Source organism: Flavobacterium yafengii (genome assembly GCF_030010375.1).
GTDB classification, from domain to species: Bacteria; Bacteroidota; Bacteroidia; order Flavobacteriales; family Flavobacteriaceae; genus Flavobacterium; species Flavobacterium yafengii.
Genome location: NZ_JASCRY010000002.1, coordinates 474,537 through 495,308, shown reverse-complemented (window position 1 = coordinate 495,308; position 20,772 = coordinate 474,537). Strand labels below are relative to the sequence as shown.

Below are 20,772 nucleotides of genomic sequence, written 5' to 3'. Positions count from 1 at the left end.
TCGAAATTATTCTATAAGACAGAAAATTTTAATACTTTAAAATCTACCTACTTTAATAAATAGCAATCAGACTTAGGTTAATGCGACAACCATACAGACATTTCGCCTTTGCCATTATTTCCCCACGCAAAATAAGGAATTAATTTTATAGAATAGATTTTACCTTCATTTTTAGGAATAGGTTTGTATAACTTCTTATCCCAAGAATTCTCTTGAGTAACTGATGAACTGGCATTAATACTAAGTAAATTTCGATTGTCAATTTTAATAAAATCAGTGGTGAATTTTGAATTTACATTCAAAAGAACATCATTTACCCTGGTATTAGCAGGAAGTTGATCCGATTCCAAGCAATAAACAATCGGCCCTCTTTTTACCGCAACTTGATTCTTGATCTCTTCTACTAACGGATTGGCTTGCATCAATTCAACAGGCATTGGGATATTCATTTCGATGACATCTCCTTTTTTCCATTTTTGTGCTATTTTTTGGTACGAACCTGAAACAATAGCATCATTGATATTTTTACCATTAATTGAAATTGTAGTTCCTTGGCTCCACCCGGGAATTCTCAAGAAAAAAGCTTGTGCGTCTTTTGGCGCTTTTATGATTTTCAAGACAATTTTTCCATCCCAAGGATAGTTGGTTTGTTGTTCCACTTCTAATTTTTCGCTGTTTAACAGAACGGTATTCAAATGATTGCTGCCATATAAATTCACATACACGCCTTCTTTCGAAAGATTATAGGCGTAATTGCTGATCTCGGCAATAGTTCTTGTCACGTTTGGCGCACAGCAATTCGACAAAGCAATATAACCTTCGCGTTCTTTGCTCCATCTTTGTTTGAATGGTAAATCCTTGGAAACATTCAACGGATTGTTATAGAAAAATTCTTTTCCTTCCAAACTGATTCCCGACAACACGCTATTATACAATGCTAATTCTACAATATCGGCATATTTGGCATCGGCCGTGATTTGAAGCATTCTCCAATTCCACAAAACATTTCCAATATTGGCACAAGTTTCGGTATGAGCCGTGGCATTTGGCAATTGAAAAGGTCTTCCGTAAGCTTGATGAATTTTTTGTACCACCGTTGGATCATAAGAAGTACCGTCTGGAGAAACTCCGTCATACAAAGAACCACAAGCACCAGTAATGTACATTTTTCGATACGTCACGTCATCCCAAATGGATTCCAGATTATCCAATAATTTTTTCTCTCCGGTTTCGGCATACAAATCGGCCACACCGGCATACAAATAATTGGCTCTTACCGCGTGACCCATTGCAGTGGTCTGTTGCCTAAACGGAATTCTGTCCTGATTATCATCGGTTCCATCATTGGTCGTTCCTCTAATATCAATTAGATTGTTGGCCAATTCCAGATATTTTGGTTTTTTGGTTGTGCGATACATTTCGACAATTCCCATATAATGCGAAGGACAAATGGCATTACGAGCCAGATCTGGTGAGGCTTTTTTATAGAAATCATATAAATAGTCGGCGACGCCTTTGGCAACATTCAAGAAATTGGTTTTCCCAGTGGCACGATAATGTACGCAAGCGGCAGTCATCAAATGTCCCATATTGTATTTCTCGAAACCCAATTGTTTTTTTACTTCTTCAGGACCTAAAGTCCCCCAACGTTCATCGATTAAAACAGGAGTATGCAAATATCCGTCTTTGCGTTGTGCTTTCGCGAAAAGCGTAATGGCTTTGTCCATTTTGGCATCCAATTTCTTGTCTTTGGTTACGGCATAAGTGGCCGCCATTCCTTCAAAAATCTTGTAAAAATCACCGTCGTGAAAGGAAGGCCCTTTGAAGGTTCCTTTACTTTCACCAGCTGCAATTTCAAAATTTTTGTAAGCGTGTGAAATCGTGTCGTTATGATACAAATCCCACATATAAGGCAAAGTATTTTTGGTTTCCACATCAAATTGTTCTTTCCAAAAACCATTTGTCCATTGTACATCCTGTAAATTCACGCTTTGCAATTTGGAATAAGGGCTGTTGGAGTTAGCTACTAAACCCTTGTCTTGTGCAGAAACAAAAGCAGTGGAAAAGAGTATGGTGGATAATAGAATTATGTGCTTTTTCATTTTTATAATTTTATTTTAAATATTTTGCCAAAGATTAAAAAAGTGAAATTCAACCGCAAATTCGCAAATTATCAAACGGGTTCAATGTATGTAATTTGCGAATTTGCAGTAAAGTTTTATTTCACAAACACGTTTATAATGCGACTCATAGAATCTCCGTCCTTGTCCGTTACTGTAATTTTAAAAGAGGCCAATCCTTTTTGGGCAGGCGTAAATTCAATCTTTGAACCTTTTGCAGCAACTTTTCCATTGACAACATCAGAGAAAGTATATACTGGTTTTTTCTCATATCCTTTGAAATAATCTTTGGCATCCAACGCCAATTTTTCTCCTGAATTGATGAAAAAGTGCGGTTTTGCCATCCAATCTAAATAGTCGTCCAACTGGGTAAAACCGTCTTTGTCTTTATCCGCATTAGCTTCCGAAAAATTATTTGCAGCCGAATTTACATTCGAACCTTTTGCTTCTTCCCACCAGTTTGGCAATCCGTCGTGGTCTGTATCCCAATCTGTTAGACGTTTTTCATTTGCAAAATTTGGCCATCCACCAGCATCTGCTTCATTGTCAATCATTCCTCCCAAACCACTTTTACTCCCTTTATAAGTAAAAGTTCCCTTTAAAGTTTCATCAATAATTCGAACATCGTGTTTGTCGAAAAAAGGCTGATTTGCACCAACATCTGAAAGCACATCTTTGTAAGCTGCTTCTGCACTTTGAGTGTTTACAAACGATTCGAAAAATGGTTTTGGCAAAAACACCGGATAATCCACAATCGCTTTATTGGATAGTGTAAACTTTCTTCCTTTATCTTGATTCTTTTCATTAAAATAACCCGGCATCACGTTTCCATCAAAATAATATTGCTGTTTTCCTTTTCCAACACCTTCAATTTGAGCATTCAAAGCAACAAATATTTTAGTTGAAACTCCCGGTTTATAAAAATTATTTACAAAATTCACTTCGTTCGCACCACCATCAGTAGTTCGGTGTCCCCAATTGTACACCACATTATTTCGTATATCTAATCTTCCAGTATAATATCCGTCTCCATTCAATCCTCCACCGATACTCCAGTTCCTGCCTTCATTGTGTGCCAATAAATTATGGTGAAAACTACCCACATCACCACCAATAGTAGCGGCATATCCGTGCATTTTTCCTACCGGATATTTATCGTGACCCGCAATATTCAAGGCTTCTGAAATCAAAGTGCGTTGAAGAGTAATATTGTGCGATCCTCTAGAACTAAAAGATTCATCAATCGTCCAACTGATAGAACAGTGGTCAATAATACTATGATTGGCACCCGTAAGTCCCATTCCATCGTAAGTGGTTCCGCCGCCAATTCGAACTTTCAAAAATCGGATTACTCCATCATTTCCTGTCAGTCCAACAGGTGCTCTGCTGATAGTGATTCCTTCGCCCGGAGCGGTTTGCCCAGCAATTGTTATATAAGGTTGATTCACCACTAATCTTGAAGCCAATTTTATGTTTCCCGATACATTGAAAACGATAGTTCTTGGACCTATAGGCTGATCTACCGCATCTCTCAAACTGCCTGGTCCGTTGTCATTCAAATTGGTCACTTCGACCACTTTTCCGCCTCTTCCACCAACGGCAAAACGACCGTAACCTTCAGCTCCCGGAAAAGCTAATTGCGCTGGCCTGAAAGACCAAACTGTTCCCAATGTTGCATTTCCTTTGGCATCCAATTCATCCACACGCCAGTAATAGGTTGTTCCGCTATACAATTTTCCAAGTTCAAATTTGTTCGAGGTTAATTTTCCTTTAAATTCAGGAGATTTTTCGGTGGCATTTGAAACCGCATTTTTATCGGTTCCATAATAAATTTGATGCGCTACCGCATCTTTGGCAGATTCCCAATTCAATATCAAATTTTCATCAATCACCACGTGTTCATCGGCATTTCCAGGTTTTGGCGTATGCGACTGTTTTTTCAAATTTGGAGTGTCAATTTCAAATCCGTTGATTACCATTTGTTGGATCAAATCAGTTGATTTTGCATCCAATTCAAAACGAATCACCACGTCCTTGTTTGCTTCAGCGTTAAACAAAATATAGGCCGTCGCGGTTTCTATTTTGGAATTGGAACGATTACTTGGTGTAACAGTTTCCGCCAATTTATCATTCACGTAAATTTTTACCGGCGAGAATGTTTTGCCTTCGATTTTATCAAAAGTGTTGTGAAAAGTCAACAACGAGTGTTGTCCTGCTTTTAGTCCACTAATAACCAATTCCAAATTTTCGGCGGTAGCCAAACCATCACTCGCCAACTTGCTGTAAAACGGCGCATTCATCCCAACTTTGTACCATTTTGCATTGAAATTTCCTTTCAATTTGAAGGTTAGGTTATTGAAAGATTTCTCTGCCTGTTTTTGTTCGCTTATCGTCCAAGAATTATAATTGGTGTCGTTTACTTCTTCCACTCTTCTTTGCGAAAAATCGAAATCAACTTTTACAATTTGTTTTTCCGTTCCATTTTTTAATGATTGAGCCTGTCCATTTACAGCCAAAATAGCCGACAAAGCCAAGCAAATTACTAATCCCTTGATCATGTTAATTTAATTTAAATTTGTTTTTTCTGCTGCTGGCACTTCCAGCAGGTTTACAATGTTTTTTCTTCTTTCTTCCGGCATTACTTTTATAATCTTCACAATCCCATTTTGAAGTTCGGCTTCAATCGTCGTGTTTTGGGAAGCGTGCAATTTGAAATGCACATTCCAGTCTTTTGGCCAAGCGGCAAAAAGATATAGTTGACCATCGGCTTCTTGCAACAACATTTCTTGCATACCAATCATCCCCGAACCTCCCCAATTATGGTCAGGAACCCAATCGAATCCTGGCCCCCAAAAGGCAGGAAATCTTCGGTCTGAATTGGCCATTTTCAACAAATTGTATTTCGCCGCTTCATTGGTCAACCCCAAACGGGCCGCAAAAATATTGTCCTGTTTCCAACCAACGTGACTTCTGAATTTGATTGCATCGGTATCGTATTTCCAGGTATTTAAGGCCGTTTCCAAATCGGGTTTTCCAATTCCATAAATTCCCCAAGGAAAAACGGAATACAATTGTGGCACCTCAGAATTATTTACTCTTTCCCAAGTTTTGGCTACAGCCAATGTTTTATGCCCATCAAAAGTTCCGAAATTTAAAGGAGGAATTCTAGTTTGAAAACCTTTCAAATAATCTTGCTCTTCCTTGGACAATTCTTTCTCAGAAAGGTTTAAAAGTTGTTTTGTAATTACTTGCAAAGCGGAAATGGTACTGTTCGCGTTATTCGCCATTTTGTAAGTTTCGGCTCCCGAACCAGGAAAAAGAATCAAATGTCCATTGGCATCCAAAGCTTTTCGGCCTCTTTGCTTGGCCAAATATTGGTAATGTTCGTCAAAAAAACGAAGACAACTAATGATGAACGGATTGTATTTTCGAATGTCTTCATTGGCGTATTCCTTTTGCTGCAACATCATTTGGCAAAACTCGAAAACCGTATCCCATTCGTATTCCAACCAGGCGTTGTATTCCATTCCCGGGTCATAATCGGCTGGGCGTTTCCACTCGTATTCGGCAGGATTGGGCAAACCAAAATTTTCCAATTGCTCGGTAAAAGATGCGCCACCGTGTTTCCAATAGACTTGTGAACGCAATTCTGCCGTTTTTTGCAAACTCAAATAATAATCCAATTGCGATTTCATCATATCAAAATCACCACTTTTTACCATCGGAAAATATACCAACCGCTGGTTTTGGGCCGTCATTGTTCCGCCTCCCCAATTTCTAAAATCAGGCGTGAAATTTAAATCCGGATTGGTAAAAACAGGATCGACTGTGAATAGTCCACCGTTAAATTTAGTCGGATATTTTCCATACGCATTACACCCTAACATATAGCGAAACAACTGATAATTTTGCCCGATTTGATATACCGAATCTTTGGCTGTGGAATTGCTTTTTTGGGTATAAATAAAACTGCGATTCCAGAAATTATTCCACCATTTTATAGTGTTTTTACCTGCTTGTTCCCCTTTGATTTTATAATTTGAAATCTGGTTTTTCAAATCGGTATTCCACGAATTACTATCGTTTTGATTAGTGTATAAATGAATTTGTAAAGATTGCTTTTTGGAAGCTTTCACGCTCGACAAACTGAATCCCTTAAAATCTGTATTTTGATAGCTGCCCAAATACGTTCCATCTGGTTTCAAATTGTCACCTGTCATAAATCCGCCAAAAGTGAGATTCGCCAACGGATTCAACATTTGGTCTTTCACCGATTCCATTTTTTGCTGTTTTACTGCAACATCAAAAACCGTCTGTTCTCGATTTTTATGATAAAATTGAACTCCGTTGTTTTCAAATGCAATCGAATCTTTATAAGTTATAATTTCACCTTGTGGAGCCCATTTATAGGAATTGGCATTATTCGCTTTTCCTCTGGAATCACGGTTTTTATGACGCCAGCTTTCATAGGAAGCCGTCATTTTTAATGGGTTTTTGCTCTCCAAATCCAGATGGATTACGGGTTTGAAAACATCGACCCAAAGTTTGATTTTTGTATTATTCTGGGCAATCAAAATGTAGCCATCCTTCAAGACCAATTCCTGATAAAAACTTTCGTTATCTTTGAAAGGATTGGGCATTAAACTCACTTTTACACGACCCAATTTCAGCAAAGTATTATGTTCGTCAAAAGTTCCGCTACGGGAAAAATAAAAATACAAATCCCCTTTTTCTACCCAGACATTCAACCCAACATCGCCACCACCCAAAGGCATCGATTCTGATGCATTGTTGCTCTGAGTTTTCCAAATTGGATTGTAATTTTCGAGCACGGGAATTTGCGCCTTAACTAAAAGCGATAAAAAGAGAAAAAATAAGATTATTGTATTTTTCAAAATTACTTTATTTATAAAATATTTCTTTTACCATATAAGGCATATAAGGTCATATAAGTGAGATTGAAATTAAATATTAATCCCATATAAAACCAAAAAAGGCTAAAACTTAAATGACCTTATATGCCTTATATGGTTTAAATCTCTACCATTCATCCGTCCTGAAAGACGAAACCGGCAATCCTCCCGTGCTAAACAATTCCGCTTTTATATAATCTTTGAACAAATATCGAACCGCCACTGGTTTTGTCACTTTATCAGATGTCAACACTACCGATTTTCTGCGAACTTCGGCTTTGGCAGGATAAAAAACTTTGTCGGCTCCGGCGATTTCAAAGCCGGTCACTTCTTTTCCGTAAGATGTAATTCCATTAGGCGCATCGTCGAAAGAGACCGTCACTGAATTGTCTTTTATTTCCATAGCTTTATATTTTGGACTCTCAAATTCGAAGCCTTCAATTCCGTAGGTTTTTGCCAAAGCCTGGAAAGCCAATCGGTTTCCACCTTTTTCTTTGTCCATTGGATGGATATTATTTTCTTCGCCAACGTCCATCAAAACTACCATTCCGGAATTCGAAATTTCCTTTAAAGCTTTCAATTGTGCTTCTCTCAAATAAGCCGAATTGTATTTCTCCAAATTATCTTTTGGATGAAATTGTCCATAATTAAACGGAGCGATTTGGGCATAGTAAAAAGGGAAATCACCTTGTTTCCACATTCCTCTCCAACTGCTGACCATCTTTTTCATCAAAGCGGTATATTCAGGAGCTCTTTCGTAATTCGATTCGCCTTGGTACCAAATACAGCCTTTGATTCCGTAACCAATAACTGGCGAAAGCATTCCGTTAAACAAAGTCGTAGCAACGCGGTTTGGGTCTTTTGCCAAATCTTCTTTTGTTTTTGGAATTTTGGCACTCTCAAAATCTTTCAACATTTCTTGATTCATCCAGGCTTCCATACTTGAACCTCCGTAAGAAACGTGAATCAGCCCAACCGGAACTTGTAGAACTTCCTGCAAAAGCGAACCAAAATACCAGGCCGTCGCACTAAAATTAGCCGTTGATTTTGGTGAAGCTGTTTCCCATTTTCCTTCAAAATCATCCAAAGGTTCAAGCACTGTAGCTCGCGGAATCGTAATTAAACGAATATTAGAGTTCGTCGATCTGACGATGATTTCGTTGCCGTTTCTAACTGGTTGACCTGAAAAACCTTTTAACGGCATTTCCATATTAGACTGACCCGAACACAACCAAACTTCGCCAATTAACACATTTTTTACCACAATCTTTTCCGTTCCTTCGGTTACTTCAATCGTAAATGGTCCGCCCGCCGTTGGCGTATTCAAGCTTACTTTCCATTTTCCTTGATTATCGGCTTTGGTTTTATAGGTTTTGGAATCCCAAGAGGTTTTTATGGTAACATTTTCATTTTTATCAGCCCAGCCCCACATTGGCGCATTTGATTTTTGTTGTAGCATCATATTGTCCGAAAACAAAACCGGTAGTTTGATTTTTGCATCCATTTGAAAGCTTCCTACCAAACATAAAATCGCAACAATAATGTGTTTTATATTTTTCATCTTTTTATTTTTTTTCTTTTACAATCGTTACCGGTCCCAACAATCCCGCCTTCAGTAATGGTTCTCCTTCCAATCTAAAAGGGGCCGTTGTCCAAGTTAATTTTTCCTCTTTTGGTAATTTTTGGTCTCCAATTAATCGATTCGCCCAAGTATTGGTAATCTTTATGACGATGGTGTTTTTTCCTTTTTGAAGTGCATCCGAAACATCTACTTTATAAGGAAAAGTCCAAAGTGTCCCGCAGTTTTTGCCATTGATGCTTACTTCAGCGATATTGGCAATCGTACCTAAATCCAACCAAATTTTATCTTTGGTTTTTCCTTTCCAAATCAATTCCTTTTGATACGTTGCCGTTCCCGAATAATATTTAATCCTTTCATTTGCCGAAGTACTCCAATCAAAAAGCGTGTTGATTTTAACTGGCTTTTCTGGCCCGTGAAATTCAGGGTCAAATTGTAATTGCCAACTTTCATCCAAGGTTTGAACCGTTTCGAATTCAGGACTATTTTGTTTTCCTTTAGCAATTATGTCTTCGGTTTTATTTTTAAAAACAACAAAACCAGATTCATTTGCATCTAATGTTAACGGAATTATCGTACGTCCATTTTCGGTTTTCCAATTCGCTAATGCTGTGGTTTTATCTGTAACCGGATTATACCATTCCGGTCTTTTTCCAGCAACACGAAATGAAGCATCAAATTGTCTTTTTTCCTCTTTTTGATTCGAAATGAAATAGCTTTCTTCCGTTTCTGATTTTCGGTGTGTCCACGCTAAAGTTTCTGAATCAGCTCGGTTTAATTTCGGGAAATACACATCCTGCTCGATTCCGATTGATGCAAAATCATTTCCTAAATAAGGCAATTTAACGATAGTTCCTTTTCCTATTTTCCAAGAAGACGAATTCGATTTATTGTTCCAAATTTCATCGACAACATTTTGCCAGTTTTTATACTCTGCATCCGAATGCATTCCGGGTTGTAAATTCGGTTTTTCATCAATAAAAATGGTAGCTCCTTCTTTTACCAATTCCAATATTTTTTTGACCGTGGCCAAAGAAATCATTTTGTTCGGAGCCATTTTATGACTTCCGGGAAACAATAAAGCGCCATACCAAATGCCCCCGCCAAAAGTGATTTTTCCGTTTTCGACTTTGGCATTATTGATCAAAACGTCTGCATTAAAAGAATCGTATTGATAACCATTCATCGCATTGATCCATTGCGACAAATCGGTTGAATTTTTAGAAGACGTTACTTCTTTCGGCATTTTTACACTCGGCTGGCCTTCATTTTTTAAACGAATGGCTTCGCTAGCTATTCTTTCCTGACCAAAAATATTAGGAATAAATGGCACCAATCGATCCGGAAGGACCGAACGCGATGGTAAATCTTCGCCGATAAAAACAGCCAAATCAATTACAGGTTTTCCTTTTTGCAACTGAAATTGTACTCTTTGGCAATAATCTACCCAAGCTTTTCCTGGTTTCCACCAAGTTTGATCTCTTTGAAAATAAGAACCAACGCCGTCCAATGTCATTCCGGGTTTTCTGTCTGTCCACGGATTATGAACAAAAACGTGATAGAAAAAACGGTTGATTCCGAGCGCATAATTTCTGTCTGCCAACGTTTTTAGATTTCCAGGATGTTCGTCCCAATCCATTTTTAGTTCTGTAAAAGCTTCCGCTTGGATAATATCTTTTCCATAAATATGCCCTCCCGAAATGGCGTCCAGCATATCATTTGGCTTGTCGTGGGTTGGGCTTTTCAGCCAAAATTCCCCACTCGGATAATCGATGTGTTTAAAATGTAAAAGTCCGTCGCTCATCATTGTTGGCGCTACATTTTCTGAACTGAATTTCACTCCTGCTTTTTTGGCTTCATTCGCCAACGTTCCGAAAAAATTATCGACAATTAATTCTGAAATCGTTTTTCGAACGTCATACAATACTTTCTCCGAAGTTTGAATATCATTTAAAGGAATACCCGCCATAACCGGCAAATAATCTACAATATCATAGCCTCTGCGTTTTTTAAATTCGGCTTGAAAAACGGGCGACCAGTTTTGGCTGCCACATTCCCAACTGTCCATATGCAGTATTTTTACAACTTTTGAAGCCAAATCTGGTCCCGCAGTTCGTAGCATTTCGCCGAACCAATGATCCAGTTGAAAACGAACCGCTTCAGCATTAAACTTATCAACTTCCAATCCTCTTCCCGCACCAGCGGTAGCATTTTCGTGACCTGTTGATGTATGTCCAAAACGGATAATACGATACATTCCTTTGGAAGGAGCTTTCCAGTTAAGAACTCCTTTTTCGTCAACAAGCTTGGAGATATTGATCATTTTTGATTGATCGACACAATCACTTTTACCAATTTGTTCTACAGTCGTTTGCGGACTCAAACGCCAAATCGCTCCTGATTTTCCTTGGTAATTATCAATCAAGGATTCATTGGACAAAAGTATTTTTGCCACTTTCAATCCCTGATTCCATTTCGCCGGATCTAAATCTTCTGCGCCTGGTTCTGTGCCTTCAGGATCGTAAACAAACCTGAAATATTTAGCTTTTGTTGGAACGATGCTGTGTGTATAAAATGCATCTGTATCTTGCCAACCTTGACGTGGCGTTGTTAATCGACCAAGGCTTTTGAAATTGACGCCATCGTCGCTCACTTCAATTAGTAAACGATGCGCCTGATAGTTATTTCCTTTGGTTTCTATTTGAATGGATTTGCATAGAAATGGTTTGTCAAATTCATATTTAACCCATCCTTTTTCCTTTAATCTAAATTGATCGTCCTTGTTTGAATCGCTTAAAAAGGAAGCATCAAAATCGGATACAGTAGAAGTGATTTTTGGACGATTTTGATTTGACGTGATGTAACTTTCCTTTACCGGAATGGCAAACACGGCAATATCTTTATAATAATCTTTGTAATGATTCGGAACTGGTAATTTAATTTGAATTTTAGCTCCCCCATTCACGAAAGTGTCTACCCAAACGACTTTTTGCATCGACATTTCGGGAGTTATCCAAGGACCTCCGGCAACGGCAAAACCATCAGCGGGATGAAACGCAATTTTTACGCCCAATCGATCTGCTTCCGTTAAGGCCCAATGCACCAATTTCCAAAATTCTGGACTTAACTGCAAAACTGGCGGATCCATTAACGGCGGATTTGCTGGCCCTTTAATGGTCATCAAATAAGCGCCTCCAATTCCTGCTTCTTTCATCGCTTCTAAATCGGCCGTGATACCTGGTTTAGAATAGGCGCTTTGCATCCAATACCAATACACCCAAGGTCTGGAGGACTCGATTGTAGGCTGAAACAATGTATTTTCTTTTTTAGGATTTTCCTGCGCAGAAGCCAAACCTGAAACAAGCAAAATAAAAAAGAGGGATTTTTTGTTTAACATTGGAACTAATATTTGAATTTTTCCAGGTTACTTTCCAAACTGTTTTTTGAGCCAGTAAAAGGAACTAAATAAAAACTATATTGATAATCTCCCGAAGGAATCTGGTATTTCTCCATCGGTTGAGCCACTAGAGACCAACTGTCATTTCCACCAACACCCATCTGAATCAAGTCAATATTGACGGTCAAAAACCCTGGATCTTTTAGCTCATAAGTGTGTGTGGCAGCGCTCAAATTTTCCTGCGTATAAGGCCACGCACTCATACTTAAAACTTTGGCATCATTGACTACCAATAATCCCTTGTTTTTTTGAGGTGTTGTAAGCGCCATCCATCTTACTTCGGTTCTGTTTGCATTTTCTTGTGGCTTTACGTAATGCTCAATGAAATCATTTATTGGCAACGAATATTTTCCAATAAAAGAACCAAAACTTCTGTCATTATAATTCTCCAATTCTCCTTTTCCATACCAGGAAATTTGGTCAAACTTTCTTTGAACGCCCATTTGCATTCCAATTTTCGGAATGTTAGGTAATTTATTGGATGCCTTTAAACTGAAGTCAACCTTTATAGTTCCGTCTTGCTTGATGTTGTACACCACACTTACATTGGCACTATCTTTTATAATTTCGTAGTCGCTGATAATTTTAATGGCCGCATTTGATTTGTCAATTTTGATGCTCGTCAATTTTGGTTTTGCTTTGTACCATTGTTTCAAAATCTTTTGTGATTTCCAACCTCTTTTGTCATTATCCGTAAGGGGTCTAACAAAATTAGGTAGTAAAGGCGAAAAAATTTGCTCTTCTCCCTTGAAAATATAAGAACTCAACGCTCCATTGACTTTGCTGATATTGATGTCGAAAGATTTTCCTTTAATTTTAAATTCCGAATCAGATTCGGAAACATTCGCCGCACTTTCTTTTGTAGCAACAAAAACAGCCTTCTTTTGCAACAAAAACTGGTCGGTTGCCACAGCATATCCTTTTTTCTCCCAATCTTTATCTGATGAAAGCTGAAATTCGATATTCAAAAAATATTCTGCATCCTTTTTCATTTTTGGCAAATAAGGATTCAAATTCAAAGCCATCGATTGTCCAGCTTCTAATTTAAAAGGTTGGAGTTTTTGAGTTTTGATGACATTTCCATTTTCCAAAATTTGCAAAACTGGAATGTATTCTGCCAAAGATTTTGTGGCTTGGCGGTTTTTAATCTCCAATTGAAATCCTTCTTTCAAAGTCGAAGTTGCTGGTTGATAAATCCATTTATTTTCATACATCGACCCTTTTGGTTTTCCGTTGGAATCGACTAAACCTTTGGTATTGAAATTTCCATCGTGGTATTTTTCGCCAAAATCTCCACCGTGGGCAAAATATTCCTGACCGGATCTTGAATCGAATTTTACCAATCCCTGATCTTTAAATTCCCAAATACAACCACCAATAATTCTTGGAAGCGAACGAAATTCATCCCATAATTCTTTTAAATTCCCCACTGAATTTCCCATCGCGTGCGAGTATTCCACGAAAATAATTGGTCGGGTATCTTTCTTTTGATCCACTAAATATTTAGGCGTAAAAACCCCGGGATAAAATCGGCTCACCATATCCACATAAGGTTCGTCCTGCGGATTTTCAAATCGATAGGCGTGGTCAATCGTTTTAGGATATCTTTTGTCAAGGGGATCAATATAACCGTCCAATCTCGGATTTCCCTGCGCTGGTTCGTAATGTACGGGACGCGTAATATCAAAATCGTGCACCCAGCCCGCCATCGCAGCGTGATTTGGTCCTTTACCACCTTCGTTACCCAAACTCCACATCACAATAGATGGATAATTTTTGTCTCGTTCGACCATTCGGGTCATACGCTCTAAATAAGCGTTTGTCCACTTGGGGTCGTTGCTCAATTTTCCGCCAATACCGTGTGTTTCCTGATTGGCTTCATCCATCACCATTATCCCGTATTGATCACATAATTCATAAAAATAAGGATCATTTGGATAGTGGCTGGTGCGAATAAAGTTGAAGTTAAACTTCTTGATTGTGGCAATATCTTCCTTAATATCTTCTCTTGTCACGGCTTTTCCCCGAATAGGATTATGGTCGTGACGATTGATTCCATACACATAAGTTTCTTTTCCGTTGATGAGCATTTTGCCATTTTCTTTCGAAAATTCTATCGAACGGAATCCCACTTTACAGGATTTTGATTCTGTTATATTTCCATTTGCATCTTTTAAAGTCATCACCAAAGTATAGAGATTTGGCTCTTCAGAACTCCATTTTAAAGGATTTTTGATAGTTTCTTTAAACATTCCAAAACGCACATTATCCAAACGCGGATAACTTTCGTTTATCATCTCAATTACCGGTTTTTGAAGTGGTTCCTTAAACAAAGGTTTGTTATTGGCATCGTATAATTGCGCTTGAAACGTATAATCCTTGATTTTTACACCCGTCAGGTTTTCGACTTTTGGTCGCAATTGAAAAACGGCATCTTTGTACTCTTTGTCTAATTTGGTTTGGTAAAAGAAATCCTGAATGCGCAGTTTTGGCTCAGCCATAATAAAAACTTCACGCTGGATTCCGCTCACACGCCAATGGTCTTGATCTTCCAGATACGAACCATCTGCCCAGCGAATCACCTGAACCGAAACCACATTCTCCCCTTCTTTTAAATAAGGTGTAATATCAAATTCGGACGGCAAACAACTGTCTTCTCCATAACCAAGAAATTCCCCGTTTAACCATACTTGAAAGCCAGAACTTACACCTCCAAAATGCAAAGTCACCGTCATATCTTTCCAATTTTCCGGAACAGTAAAACTGCGTTGATAGGAACCAATTCCATTGTAATCTTTAGGAATGTAAGGCGGATTTATCGGTCGGAAAGGATATACCGCACTTTTGTAAATAGGATTGTCATAGCCTTTCATTTCCCAGTTCGAAGGGACTTCAATTTTATCCCAGCCCGATACGGTACTTTTATAAAAATCTTTCGAAGCTTCTTTCAGATTCACTGCATATTTGAAATTCCAGTCGCCGTTCAGCATTTTTAGTCTGCTTTTCGTCCTGTCTCCTTTTAACGCATCTTCAACATTGGTATAGGAATACCCTGTCGCTCTAGAAGGCTGTCTGTTAATACTCGTCACTGTCGGGTCTTCCCAAGGGGCAAACTCATATTTTTTATGTAATTCCGGAATTCCTGCCGGCTCGCCAGTTACGGATTGCGCTTGCATGGTGCAAAATGGAAGTATTAAGAAAAGAGTATTAAGTATTAAGACAAAAGCAGGAATAGGAATTAGATTTGAAAACACTACAAATTTCAAACATTTTTTTACTGAAAACCATTGAACTAAATTGATCATAACACTATTTATTTAACTTATAAAATCCCCACCCCGAAGGGAGGGAGACGAAACTGGAAAAACCCAATAAAGTTGTACTTCTAACAACTTGATACTTGATACTTCCTACTTAATACTCTACTTCTTCTTTTCTAAAACAACAAAATTCATTTCACTTTTACCTAAATCTTTCGAAGTTGCTACTGCAATTCCTCTTTGTTCTCCTTTATTTACCGCACAATAGAAATGATATACAACTCCGTCGTGTTTTACAACAAAAGATTTATGGGCAAATAAATCATCATAAGGTTCAGATGATTTTATCAGGTCTTCCCCTTTCCAGTCGTTCCAGTGAACTAAATCATTCGAAACAGCAAAACGATTGAAAGCTCCCGGTTTCCAGAAAGCACCAAAATAAAACATTACCCAAGTGTCATTAATTCGTTGAATGTATGGATCGCCAGTAATTCCTTTGTGATTATTCAACAATGGATTTTTGCCGTAGCGTTTCCAGTTTTTCATATCATCAGAAACTGCCATTCCAATTCTTTCTGCGCCTTTTGCCGGTTTCAAACTATCGCCGCGAGCGTTGTAGTACATGATAAAATTATGTCCCGTAACTTTTTCTTTGTCCCGAATCACCGTGTTTTTATACATCGTACTATTGTCCCACCAACTCACATCAGCATCTTTTGGAGTCAAAACCGGTTTGTCTAAACGTTGAAATTCGTGTGCTTTTGTCGGTGATTCTTTGGTATACGCCATCCCGATAGACAATACTCCGGCTTCATAACCTTTGCTTTCGCCACCAAAATAACTCATCCAATATTTGTCATCGTACTTTTTCCATTCGTAGCTTCCGCCCCAAGTTGGGTCTTGTAATGAAATGTATCCCGCTTTTTGATTCGCATCCCAATGTTTTTCATTTTTTTCCGAAGCTTTATTTAAATTTTGGTTGTCAAGAACCCCCTTTTTCATTTCATCGGTAGAAAAATCTTCTTTGATGGGGGTTTCAGAAAAAGACATTACTTTCCCTAAATGTTTCCAATGCAATAAATCATCACTTTCAGCCAACCAGGTCTCGTAGCCTCTTCCTCCATAAATCAAGTAGGTCATGAACCATTTTCCGTCTTTCCTGAATACGCTCGGGCAATCCATTTTATAGGAATTATCCGTTGGCACCATTACCAAACCGTATTTATAAGGCGTTTTGATTTCGTTATAAATCTCCTGCATTACGCCATCGGTGATTTCTCTTTTCTTGAATTTTGTGGCGCAACTCGCTATTAACAAAGCTGCTATTCCAATTACGAGATATTTCGGTGTATTTTTCATTTTCTAATTTTAATTACAATTGCTTCAATGGGACACGGATGAAACAGATTTTCGCGGATTTTCGCGGATTTCTTATTTTTTCATTCTTAACATCTTTGCCAAAGTTTTGAACTTTGACAAAGATTACACTTGAAAAATTCGTTTTAATCCGTGTTTTTACGAAGTAAATCCGTGTCATCCGCGTTCCATTTTTTTATTCCAATTCCTTCAGTCTCGATTCCATAACTTCTCTGTTCAGTTTTATTTTTACCATTCCTGTAGGGTGAAATCTTTTTTTCAAATCAATGGCATTATAAACAATCGTGTACACATCATTTCCTTCAGGAATTAAACAAAGTGGCGTACGCATAATGTCCCACCATTTATCTACTTTAGTTTCTATTGGCAGATAGCGTGCTTCACCCCAATTAATTCCATCTTTTGAAAGTGTATATCCAATCATATTCGGTAGATGATGCCCCCAGCCTTCAGGGCCTCCATCAAAAATAGCGATGTACAAACCGTTTGGCAACTGACTTACTATTGGATTTTCAACAAATGACGGATGTATCGTTTTTATAGGTTCTAATCCTTTATTCAAACGATGCCAAGGCCCTTCTAAACTATTCGATTCGGCCAATGCCACAAACCAGCCTTTTCCTGATTTCTTCGGATAATCCGCCCAAGATTCAAATGGATAGGCTCCACTATAAAATCCGAACCATTTATCACCCACTTGATACGGAAAAAAAGAGGCCACACCCTGACGCCCTTCCCAAGGCTGTGAATCCAAACCGGGTTCCATAATGATTCCCATATCTTTGTAGGGACCGCCAATTCCGTTGATTCCATCAACAGTTGATTCACACCTCCAAATTCTTCCAAAAGAGTGATTTGGTTGAATCTCTTTATGAACAGTATAAGCTAAATAATAGCCGTACCATTTGTTTGCCTTTTCGTTGAAAACAGGCATATATGACCAAATTGCAGCACGACGATCGTTCATTGGATTATCATCTTCGGTGATGGCATACGTTCCGCTGGCTTGTAAAATAGTCGATTGTCTTTTCCAATGAATTGCATCCTTGCTTGTCCAATGTCCGATTTTAGTTTTTACACGGTCGTAATACATTTCCACCCCTTTTTCACCAGCTCTTTCCGTTGGAAACATATGGTAGGTATCGCCAACTTTTACAACACGACCGCCTTCAAAACCACCTTGAATTCCTTCGGCATCAGGAAATCCTTCATCAATTACTGGTTTATTTTCTCCACCAATAATTTCAAAAAGTGGCTTCTCGTCTGAAAATCCTTCCACGATAAATGTTGGGTTCCAAAGTTTTCCATCAGGAAATTCCGTATTACGGGAAACTATTTGTTGATTGTTTTTGATTACACCCAAAACTGTAAACAAACCTTTTCTTTCGGGATTAATGATATGGGTTCCTTTTGGAAAAGAAATCGCATACACATTAATCGGTGGCAAACCCGTTATTGTGGCTCCGTTTTCAAGAACTAATTTGGCATTAGTTTGATTATTTAATTGTAGGTATTCGGCGTTATTTTTTTCCTGAAAAATCCCGATAAGCACTTGTACCGGCTCCTTAAATTTTAGTTTTAATGGAGTATTCGTTCCGTTTTTATATTTATCCAAAGGAAGTTCCACGCCTTTTAAACCTTGCAATTCTGGTGCAATTCGGACAACATTGTGTTTACTCCCCGAGAATACGTGTGCATATTGAGTCATTTTGAATGTCTTGTAATTCGAATTTACAACTTCAAAAGGAGCTGATTGCCAACTGGAATTTTTAATCCTATCGTTTTTTTGGCCTTGAGCCAAAACGGAAAAGCTCAAAAAAATCAAGAATAGGTAATAAATATATTTACTTTTTTGAATCATTTTTTAAAGTGCTTTATAACTAATTTGGTACCCCACATTCGGTTTAACCGTTAATTGGTATTTATTTTTAGACAATTCCGTAATTGTTCCAGAATTAGTTTTTGGTTTTGATTGACTTTCGAAAATCAATTTTCCTTCTCCTTCGGCGGCTTTTATTTTGATTACTGCCTTGCTGCAATATACGTTTACTTCTCCTTTTGGCGTTGGCACTTTTCCTTCCATCCATTCCAATCCACCTAGATTTGGTTTGATTTCGTATTCAGCATAACCCGGAGTAGTGGGTTTTACGCCTAAATAATATTTTCCTAGCAAATAAATTGGACTAGAACCCCAAGCATGACAAAGGCTTTTTCCATAAGGGCGTCCATACATCGCTAAATGTTCTGTTCCTTTTTTGTTCGGATTGTATTCTTCCCAAAATGTTGTCGCGCCTTCTTTTAACATTCCTCCCCAATAGTCTTTCATTTCTTTCAACACATAATCTTGTTCGCCCATAGCACACAATGCTTCCAACTCGTAAAAACGCATATATGGTGTTGTGATTTGAAGAATTTTATCATTGAGTAACACCTTCTTTTTTATACTTTGTTTTTGTTCTTCATTGAAATAATTGAAAAAAATACCAAACATATTAGCGTATCTAGTTACAATATCTTGCATTTTACCATCAATACGCTGGTGCTTCATGACGTTTTCTTTTTTATCCCAAAACACATCAAATAATTTTGTTTTTAAATCAGCAGCTAATTTTTGATATTCTTTTTGATCATCCTTTTCACCTGCAATTTCAGCACTAACTGCCATTGCTTCTAAACTTCTCGCTAAAAGCATTTGCTCAAAACTAACCTCGCCGGTTTTTGGTAATCCGTTCGCCCAATCAATAAAAACCCAATCGCCTTCTAGTGGTTCCAGGAATCCGTTTTTGTTTCTTCTTTCTAAACAGAATTCCATAAGTGATTTCATTCGTGGATAAAAAGTTTTGATAAATTTCGTATCGCCCGTGTGTAAATAGTAATCGTAAACACCCACAAACCAATACAGCGAATAATCCATTATGATATTTACATGAGCCGTCACAGGTTCTTTACCACGAAGAGCCAACAGCGTTCGTTCTACGGAAGCCGAATCAAAGAATAAATAATAATTCATTAAATAACTTTGATAAGCGTCGCCAGACCAAACCCAACGGTCGCGTTTAATCCCGTCTATAAAAAATTCGCGAGACGTTAAATGCATCGTGTAAGCCGACACATCCCAAATTTGATTCAATTGTTTGTCCGAAGATTTGAAAGCCCCACGATAGTCTAATGGCAAATATTCATAAAGCATCGAAATTGAATCATATTTTACCGTTGGATCCGCTTGTACTTGAACATAGCGGAAGGCTTTCGATCCATCGTGTGTGTAGGTTTCAGACTGATTTCCATCAAAAGATAAACGGTCTAGTGTTTCGCATCTGGCAGAATCCAGCGCTTCCTCACGGGATTCACCATAATAAAGTGCTACTTTACCTTTTCCTTTTAAACCGTGAATTTTAATATAACCAAAAGTTTCTTTACCAAAATCTACCAACTCACCAGCTCCTATTTTTTCTGTTTTTTTTGCGTTCCAAGGTGTGGTTGTTAGCTTAAACCCGGAAGGCTTATTCTCAGGTGAATCAAAATTCCAAGAACCAACAGGCACCCATGGTGTGCCTGATTGTTGTGCTTTTCCAGTTTCATCAATCCAAAGTTTATCTTCATTGGTCACATTCCAGGATGCATCAGACTTAACATACTTACCATCAATATAAATAGCTGGCAACACTTCTTGATTATATACTTTAAAGGAAATTTTGTGTTTCCCAGCAGGAATTTTTATTGATTTTGGTTGCCCGTAAACTTGAACACCATCTAAAAGTAATTGAAAAGATCCTTCCGAGTAGATTTTTACCTCGTCTGGTTCTGGAATATCTACTTCTGTTTGAAAAGTTACCAAGGCATAAGGACTGTAATATTGCCAAAGCGGTGGAAATACAGCTTCGCGTTCTGTACGTCTTACTTGCATTTTATTGCTTAACCAAACTTCAAAATCACCCGGATACCAAATCCAAGTAGCTTTTTGTTGTGCATAAGTACCCTCTGTTAAAAACAATAAAGCGCAAATACCAACTACAATTTTAAAATTGTTACGCAAAGAATGAAATAAAGACAAAGATGTATTCAT

At 38.0% G+C, this 20,772-nt stretch carries 9 protein-coding genes; all 9 read right to left on the bottom strand.

All coding sequences use genetic code 11. From position 1 onward, the window contains the following. Window positions 1-77: 77 nt before the first annotated feature. On the bottom strand, window positions 78-2,102 hold the full coding sequence (locus QLS97_RS09605) for an aceric acid hydrolase (RefSeq protein WP_282716260.1): 2,025 nt from the start codon (window positions 2,100-2,102) through the stop codon (window positions 78-80). Between the two features lie 116 nt (window positions 2,103-2,218). After that, entirely contained in the window at window positions 2,219-4,678 is a 2,460-nt protein-coding gene (locus QLS97_RS09600; protein WP_282716259.1) for a pectate lyase family protein, read from the bottom strand. A 6-nt stretch (window positions 4,679-4,684) separates the two neighbouring features. After that, on the bottom strand, window positions 4,685-7,015 hold the full coding sequence (locus QLS97_RS09595) for a DUF5703 domain-containing protein (protein ID WP_282716258.1): 2,331 nt from the start codon (window positions 7,013-7,015) through the stop codon (window positions 4,685-4,687). Window positions 7,016-7,160: 145 nt separating this feature from the next. Then, window positions 7,161-8,594: a sialate O-acetylesterase gene (locus tag QLS97_RS09590; protein ID WP_282716256.1), complete on the bottom strand. Its 1,434-nt coding sequence runs from the start codon at window positions 8,592-8,594 to the stop codon at window positions 7,161-7,163. Between the two features lie 4 nt (window positions 8,595-8,598). Continuing rightward, the gene (locus tag QLS97_RS09585; protein ID WP_282716255.1) at window positions 8,599-12,009 is read right to left on the bottom strand and encodes a glycosyl hydrolase; all 3,411 of its coding nucleotides are present in this window, start codon (window positions 12,007-12,009) and stop codon (window positions 8,599-8,601) included. A 5-nt stretch (window positions 12,010-12,014) separates the two neighbouring features. Next, window positions 12,015-15,374, bottom strand: a complete 3,360-nt coding sequence (locus tag QLS97_RS09580) for a glycoside hydrolase family 2 TIM barrel-domain containing protein (protein ID WP_282716254.1) — start codon at window positions 15,372-15,374, stop codon at window positions 12,015-12,017. A gap of 117 nt (window positions 15,375-15,491) precedes the next feature. Then, window positions 15,492-16,688, bottom strand: coding sequence for a glycoside hydrolase family protein (locus tag QLS97_RS09575; protein WP_282716252.1), 1,197 nt, complete (start codon window positions 16,686-16,688; stop codon window positions 15,492-15,494). A 193-nt stretch (window positions 16,689-16,881) separates the two neighbouring features. Next, window positions 16,882-18,567 (bottom strand): glycoside hydrolase family protein, encoded by a 1,686-nt coding sequence (locus QLS97_RS09570; RefSeq protein WP_282716251.1) that lies wholly within the window; start codon window positions 18,565-18,567, stop codon window positions 16,882-16,884. A 3-nt stretch (window positions 18,568-18,570) separates the two neighbouring features. Beyond that, on the bottom strand, window positions 18,571-20,772 hold the full coding sequence (locus tag QLS97_RS09565; protein ID WP_282716250.1) for an alpha-L-rhamnosidase-related protein: 2,202 nt from the start codon (window positions 20,770-20,772) through the stop codon (window positions 18,571-18,573).